The organism is Thalassolituus sp. UBA2009, assembly GCF_002335285.1.
GTDB classification, from domain to species: domain Bacteria; phylum Pseudomonadota; class Gammaproteobacteria; order Pseudomonadales; family Oceanobacteraceae; genus Venatoribacter; species Venatoribacter alkanivorans.
On the sequence record NZ_DDCJ01000026.1, the window covers coordinates 1 to 7,126 of the forward strand.

The 7,126-nt window shown below is 51.9% G+C and carries 6 protein-coding genes; 3 read left to right on the top strand and 3 right to left on the bottom strand.

Annotation, left to right across the window (positions count from 1 at the left end):
• The 3 genes from B3P58_RS03010 to B3P58_RS03020 form a co-directional block, all read right to left on the bottom strand.
• The coding region (locus B3P58_RS03010) for an ABC transporter substrate-binding protein (protein WP_286716022.1) at positions 1-1,770 on the bottom strand (1,770 nt) is incomplete at its 3' end.
• A gap of 453 nt (positions 1,771-2,223) precedes the next feature.
• Entirely contained in the window at positions 2,224-2,769 is a 546-nt protein-coding gene (locus B3P58_RS03015; protein ID WP_230331937.1) for a hypothetical protein, read from the bottom strand.
• Between the two features lie 96 nt (positions 2,770-2,865).
• Complete coding sequence (locus B3P58_RS03020) at positions 2,866-3,753, bottom strand: DUF2971 domain-containing protein (RefSeq protein ID WP_230331936.1); 888 nt, start codon at positions 3,751-3,753, stop codon at positions 2,866-2,868.
• A 946-nt stretch (positions 3,754-4,699) separates the two neighbouring features.
• Between B3P58_RS03020 and rsxA the strand changes: the two genes are divergently transcribed.
• The 3 genes from rsxA to rsxC all read left to right on the top strand — a co-directional run.
• On the top strand, positions 4,700-5,281 hold the full coding sequence (gene rsxA / locus B3P58_RS03025; protein ID WP_145468997.1) for an electron transport complex subunit RsxA: 582 nt from the start codon (positions 4,700-4,702) through the stop codon (positions 5,279-5,281).
• An 8-nt stretch (positions 5,282-5,289) separates the two neighbouring features.
• Positions 5,290-5,898: an electron transport complex subunit RsxB gene (rsxB, locus tag B3P58_RS03030; protein ID WP_230331935.1), complete on the top strand. Its 609-nt coding sequence runs from the start codon at positions 5,290-5,292 to the stop codon at positions 5,896-5,898.
• Positions 5,895-7,126 (top strand): electron transport complex subunit RsxC (gene rsxC / locus B3P58_RS03035; RefSeq protein ID WP_286716023.1); only part of this gene is annotated, 1,232 nt, incomplete at its 3' end. The genes rsxB and rsxC, both read left to right, overlap by 4 nt.

Genomic DNA, 7,126 nt, shown 5'->3' on the forward strand with positions numbered 1-7,126 from the left:
ATCGGTACCACGGATATTGAGCTGGATATTCAGCTTTTTGAATTGTTTGATCATCCAGTTCTGCATGGCGCTACCACCGCCACCACCGGTGGTGGTATCCAGATTCAGCACCAGAGGCTCACCGGTTTTTTCATGACGGCCATCCGGGTAACCGGCCTCCGCCAGCAGGCGTTTGGCTTCGTCCAGCGATTTACGCTGTGGCTTGCCATCTACCCAGTCGAATACATAGGGGTTAATACCCTCTTCGCCACTCTGATAGCCGAAAATACCCGGCGGTATCGGGCTCATCGCCACTTCGCCACGGCCGTTGGCAAAAATCGAAATCATTTCCTGCTGATCGTAAGCAATGGCGATTGCCTGACGCAGCTTGCGTGCACGTTCGCGGCTTTTGGCATCCCCTTTATCGCCGACCACCGGGTCGAGCATATTAAAGGCAAGATAATAACTGCCCAGCACCACTTCCTTTTCCAGGGTTACGCCTTTCTCCGTCATCTCCGGACTCAGACCAATACCATCACTGCTGACCCGGATCGCCTGGTCAAAACTGTCACTGGCGATACCGGAGCGGTCGTAATAACCCTGCATAAATTTGGTCCACAGCGGGATGGCTTCTTTTTCCAGGCGGTAAACCACTTTATCCAGTAATGGCAATTGCTTTCCGGCATCATCCAATAAGCCAGCCGCAACATCCTCAGGCGAACCTTCAACAGGATAATAATCGGCGCGGTAATTCGGATTCTTTTCCAGAATAATGACTTCGTTGGGGTTATTGCGCGTCATCATAAAAGGACCACTGCCAACCGGATGCCAGTTCAGCACAATATTACGTTCGGCCAGTCCCGGCTGATGGTAAAAACGATCGACTTCCCAGGGAATGGGCGCAAAAAAGTGAAAGGCCAGCCAGTATTTAAACTGCGGATATTTGCCTTTTAAGCGGATAGTAAAATCATAACGCCCCTGAGCCTCAACACCGGCCATGCTGAGTTGGCGTAAATCCAGCCAGGCCTGCTTGCCTGCTTTTTCTTCCAGTGCTTTACGCGTATCACTCGCAATCTGGCTGAACTCCGTCATGCCGACAATATAATCGCTGAGCAGTGCGCGTACCGGCGACAGCAGTTTAGGGTCGGCCAGGCGTTTAACCTGATACACATAATCCTCGGCCACCAGTTCACGGCTGCCCTGCTCGATAAAATCGTCCAGACTGCGGTATTGCTCTGATTCGGCGGCCGAAGCAAACAGATAAAGCGATTCACCCTTATCGTTCAGGGCAAAGGCCGGATGCGGCTGATAGCGGATACCCGGCTGTAACCGGAAGTGATAGGTAGAAAAAGCAACGGCGGCGCTGTCGGCATCCACCTCATTGCCATCGGCATCGCTGTAATGGATATCCGGCATCGCCGTCAGGGTATTGGGGATCAGCTCGTAAGGGCGTTTAAGGTAGTCGTAAGCCAGAGGTGGCTCATAAATCTGATCAATAAAGCGCGATTCATCGGTGCTGTAAGAGCGGGCCGGATCAAGGTATTTGGGACGTTCAGAAAAACTGGAATAGAGAATATTGGCACTGGCTTCGGATTCCGGATGAGGATTATTCCAGGCCTGATCGCTGCACCCCGCCAGTAACAGCGCGCCTGCCAGCCATAGCCCTGCGCCGCCAAAGCGCCCGGTAACTGCGCTTACAGCCTTCAGCCAGCCAGACTTTTGCAAACCAGTCTGCAGACGACCAGTAAACCCGCCGCAGCGGCGCATCTTCCCCAAAACAACAGTGTTCATCAGCAGCTATCCATTACAACTCCGGCAGTCAGCCCCTCACTGCGGCTCCCTCTTACAGCGAAGGCGACCTGAGAGCAGCTGGCACAACGCCAGTCCGATGCAGAGATTTATTATTGTGTTTGCCTGCCCCACCACCTCAGAGGCAGACTGATATGACAGCAGAGTGTGCCAACATTTCCCGCCGGTGCAAGCTTTCCTCATTCAGGATATGTCAGTGTCCGCTGTGTCGGACGCTCTGGTGGTTATATTTTATACAGAAGGGCCAATCAGGCTGCCGTTGAGACTCTGCTACAGACCGCATAACGGAGATCGAGAGCGTTATCAGTAGAGGCGACCTTGTCCACTCTAAGAACTAGAACGCTTTTGCTGTGGAGCAGTAAAACATAGCGAGGAACGAGCGAAGCTCAACTGTCCTAGCCGCGCAGGAGCGTTCATAAACTGATTATTGTGAATCTATTTATCACAATAATCTTGCAACCTATCTATTGAGGCCATTGCATACTTTTTTTCATATTCCGATAGCTCTTCAGCCCGAAATAGCATCTCCGGCAAATGTTCACATGCTTTCAGATTAATCAGTGCTTTGATACTGCTTATGACAAGTAGCTCCCTTTTTGAGTTAAGATTATTTAAGAATTTAGCTTTAAATAGTCTTATTTTTTCATCTTCGAGAAGTGACACAAAAACTATAGAGGGCTTTGGATACTGACTCATGCGTCTGGCCGCAACAAGTTCCGTTGTATAATATCTAACCTGAAGATTCTCATCCGAAAGGGTGTTTAGCAAATGATCTGCGTTACGCTGAAGTAGGTCTAAGTATTCCTGAGATGGTTCAGCGCCATTATCTGTATAGTATCCCTTCAGACCATAAGCAGACTTCTCTCTTACAGAGCTATCAGAACTATTCAGACCTAAAAAATTGTTTAACATCCAACTCGAGGGTTCTGCAAGCGAAGCAATAGAAATAGTTAAAATTGCGAATAAAAATAATTTTTTCACACTAACCTCAAGTCATAACACTGCCAACAGCGGCCGAGCGCAGCGAGGTCCGGTCCCGTAGGGTCTATGCTGCGTGGCTTTGTTTGCACATTTTAATTAGCAAATATTAATTGTGTAAAGATTGTGTGCTCTACGAGCCGTTCGGATTGCAACCCCAGGGTAATGTTTATTAAGTACAGCGAGTAATTTTTCTCGAAAGTCGTCGCTCATTCGCTCGCCAAAAATAACTTCTCTTATGGCGCCAGTGGAAAATGACCGCATTATCGGTTCTTTATCACAACATCGTGTGGGAACCAGTAATCGTCGCTCACGCTCATAGCTCCATTCAGAAGGCTTAACAGCAAAAACGTACTGCCAAATCTCGCGCATTTTTTCAACCGCTGATGCGCCAGTCTTTTCGTAAATAGGAATCCACTCTTTTTCATCCGCCTCCCCTAAATGCTCAATACGCGTTTCGGTTTCCTCAATAGCTACTTGGCGATACCACTCTTGATCGTGCGCAATGGCATACACAAAGCTATCAACGGTAGGCGGCGCGTCAGTGTATTCTACATCGAGTAGATACGCTTCTGGCTCTGACTTTACTACAGCATCTTCGTCGAATACGATGCAAAATCCACGAAGCCCATCGGCGTAATGTGGCCACATTAGGAGATTTTCTCGCTGGGAGCCAAAACACGCGATACGCATCTCTTCTCTCATTTCTTTAAACGGTGGCTGATAATTCTGACATTCATCAAAATATGCAATCACGTCCTCATCATCGGGGCGAGCTCCTGACATTCCCCACGCCGCTAATGCGGCAGCAAATCGCTCAGGTTCCTTTTCAGCGTCAGGAATTCCCTCATAGATATTGCTCCAGAATTCAAAAGGATCATTGTAAGCCGCGTAGTGCTGACAAAAAATCGCTCCATTTTCAAGGTTTGAGATGGAATAATCAGAGGGCCAACAGAATTTTAATAACTCTTTTTTTGAAAGATCCATTCTAATTCCGAGCTCAGTAAGAGGTTCTATAAGTCATCAAGCTGCATAACTGCTCATTAGTGTGCATGCGCATTTATTCCGGGCGATTCTTTCGAGAAACCCCGCATAACTTATTGACCAAACTGAGAAATCGTCCATAACTCAAAAATCCCTTCCAGAAAAGCGCGCATGCCTGTTAATTCCGGTTTTCTGTGCGGCTAACTTTACACTTCAGCTTGTAAACCGAAGCGCAATCTATTGATTCATTTGGCATTTACGTTACTACCCTCTGGCAAAACGGGCAAGCACGAATGCAAAGCGTGCAAATATCGCGGCTGAAAGCCGCTCCCACACTGTGCTTGCCAGGTAAATTGAATTTTCTGATTTTGTCGCGGATAAGATCCGCTCCTACAAACGTCACCTGATTTAATATGCGGGGCTGCAGACAGTCGAATACAACCTCCATTGCAGATATCGCGGCTGCAAGCCGCTCCCACACTGTGCTTGCCGGGTGAGCTGAGCCTTCTGATTTTGTCGCGGATAAGATCCGCTCCTGCAAACGACACCTGATTTAATATGCCGGGTCGCGGATAGTCGAATGCAACCTCCATTGCAGATATCGCGGCTGAAAGCCGCTCCCACACTGTGCTTGCCGGGTGAGTTGAGTCTTCTGATTATGTCGTGGGTAAGATCCGCTCCTGCCCTCTGCCTTCTGCCTTTCGCCTCAAAATAACCATCTGGTTATATCCTTGACCCGCATCAGTACCTTCCCCCAACAGGCCGCTATCATCCCCGGCTGGCATGCCAATAAGGCGGCCGTTACAAGCCATAGACGTAACAACCACTAAGCTTATTCCAAACGGTGCTTAGAACCGAAAAAAACCTTCTTGTCCGAAATAACACAGTTTTGGGATAATGCGCGCCCATTTTTTAATATCGACGGTACACATGTGCTGCGGAGCCATTGATGACTGACTATCTGCTGATTCTGGTAAGCACCATTCTGGTCAACAACTTCGTGCTGGTGCAGTTCCTCGGTCTCTGCCCTTTTATGGGTGTATCCAACAAGCTGGAAACCGCCATCGGCATGGGCGCGGCCACCACCTTCGTGCTGACGCTGGCATCGGTGTGCAGCTATCTGGTGTACACCTACCTGCTGATTCCGCTGGATCTGGCCTACCTGAAAACCATCAGCTTTATCATGGTAATTGCCGTGGTGGTGGGCTTTACCGAGATGGCCATCCGCAAAACCAGCCCGCTGCTGTACCGCGTGCTGGGTATCTTTTTACCGCTGATTACCACCAACTGCGCGGTACTGGGTGTGGCCCTGCTGAATATCAAACGCGACAACAGCCTGGTCGAATCCATTCTGTATGGCTTTGGTGCAGCCGTGGGTTTCTCGCTGGTGATGGTGCTGTTCGCCGCCCTGCGTGAACGTGTGGCGGTCGCCGACGTACCCAAGCCTTTTCAGGGCTCGGCCATCGCTATGCTCACTGCCGGATTAATGTCGCTGGCGTTCTTAGGCTTTACCGGTCTGGTCAGTATTTAGGAGTTTTCATGTCAGCTGCACTCTGGACCATTGTTATTGCGGTCGGCCTGCTGGCCGTTCTGGCGGTTATTTTTGGTGCCGTTCTGGGTTTTGCCGCCATCCGCTTTAAAGTAGAAGGCAACCCGATTGTCGATCAGATCAACAACCTGCTGCCGCAGACCCAGTGTGGTCAGTGCGGCTATCCGGGTTGTAAGCCCTACGCCGAAGCCATTGCCGGCGGTGAAAAGATCAATAAATGCCCGCCCGGCGGCGAAGGGACGATTCAGTCTTTGGCCGATCTGCTCGGCGTAGAACCTGAGCCGCTGGACGCCGAACACGGCGCCGAAAAAGCCGTACCCACTGTTGCCTTTATCCGTGAAGACGAGTGCATTGGCTGCACCAAGTGCATTCAGGCCTGTCCGGTCGATGCCATTCTCGGTGCCGCCAAGCAGATGCATACCGTCATTGCCGATGAATGCACCGGCTGCGACCTGTGTGTGGAGCCCTGCCCGGTCGACTGTATCGATATGATTCCGGTCAGCGTCGATAAATCCAACTGGTACTGGCAGGCCCCGACCTCAGGCGTTGAACTGATTGCCACCGACCGTCATCACCACCTGGCCGGAGACGCCGCATGACCAACCTGATTCGCCTGCACAATTTTGATGGCGGTATTCATCCGGCAGAAAACAAAGCCCAGTCCACCGCCACGCCGGTACAACAGGCCAGCCTGCCAGCTGAGCTGGTACTGCCGCTGCACCAGCATATTGGTGCCGCTGCCAAGCCACTTGTGAAAGCCGGTGACCAGGTATTAAAAGGCCAGCTGATTGCCGCCGCCGATGGTTTTGTCTCGGTGCCGCTGCACGCGCCAACCTCCGGCACCGTCGCCGCCGTTGAACCGCGCGCCGTGCCACACGCCTCCGGCCTGCAGGAAGACTGCATCGTGATTATTCCCGATGGTGCCGAGCGCTGGACTGAACACCAGAGCCTGTATCAGCAACTGGGCCTTGAGCATCTGAGCGATATCAGCCCGCGCCAGCTGACCGAGCATATCCGCCAGTGCGGTATTGCCGGTATGGGCGGCGCCGGTTTCCCCACCGCCGTTAAACTGAGCACCGGCCAGCGCGAGATTCACACCCTGATTCTGAACGGCGCCGAGTGTGAGCCTTACATCACCGCCGATGACATGCTGATGCGCGAACGCGCGTCTGAAGTGATTCAGGGCGCACAGATTCTGCTGCATATTGTTGGCGCCAAAGGCTGCATGATCGGCGTTGAAGATAACAAACCGCAAGCCATTGCCGCCTTGAATGCCGCACTGGTTGAGCTGGGTGAAGAGCACCATATCGACGTGGTGACCATTCCCACCAAATACCCGTCCGGTGGTGAAAAACAGCTGATCAAAATTTTAACCGGCGAAGAAGTCCCGGCCGGTGGCATTCCTGCCGACCTCGGTCTGGTGTGTCAGAACGTCGGCACCGCGGCCGCCATTTACCGCGCCGTTGCCTTTGGCGAGCCACTGGTTTCGCGCATTACCACCTTAACCGGCGATGCGATGCAGCAGCCCGGTAACTGGGAAGTCTTAATCGGCACCCCCGTCAGCCACCTGCTGCAACTGGCCGGCTATCAGCCACAAAAGCGCGAACGCGTGATTATGGGTGGGCCGATGATGGGCTTTGCCCTGCCCGGTCTGGATCTGCCGATCACCAAAACCAGCAACTGTCTGCTGGCACCAACCGAAAAAGAATTACCGCCTAACGATATCGCCATGGCCTGTATCCGCTGTGGCATGTGCGCCGATGCCTGTCCGGCCGACCTGCTGCCTCAGCAGCTGTACTGGTTCAGCAAGAGTCAGGAGTTCGACAA

Excerpts from the sequence above, each read along its gene's own strand:
- B3P58_RS03020 (WP_230331936.1), bottom strand. The coding sequence starts at position 3,753 with ATGGATCTTTCAAAAAAAGAGTTATTAAAATTCTGTTGGCCCTCTGAT.
- rsxA (WP_145468997.1), top strand. The coding sequence starts at position 4,700 with ATGACTGACTATCTGCTGATTCTGGTAAGCACCATTCTGGTCAACAAC.
- rsxB (WP_230331935.1), top strand. The coding sequence starts at position 5,290 with ATGTCAGCTGCACTCTGGACCATTGTTATTGCGGTCGGCCTGCTGGCC.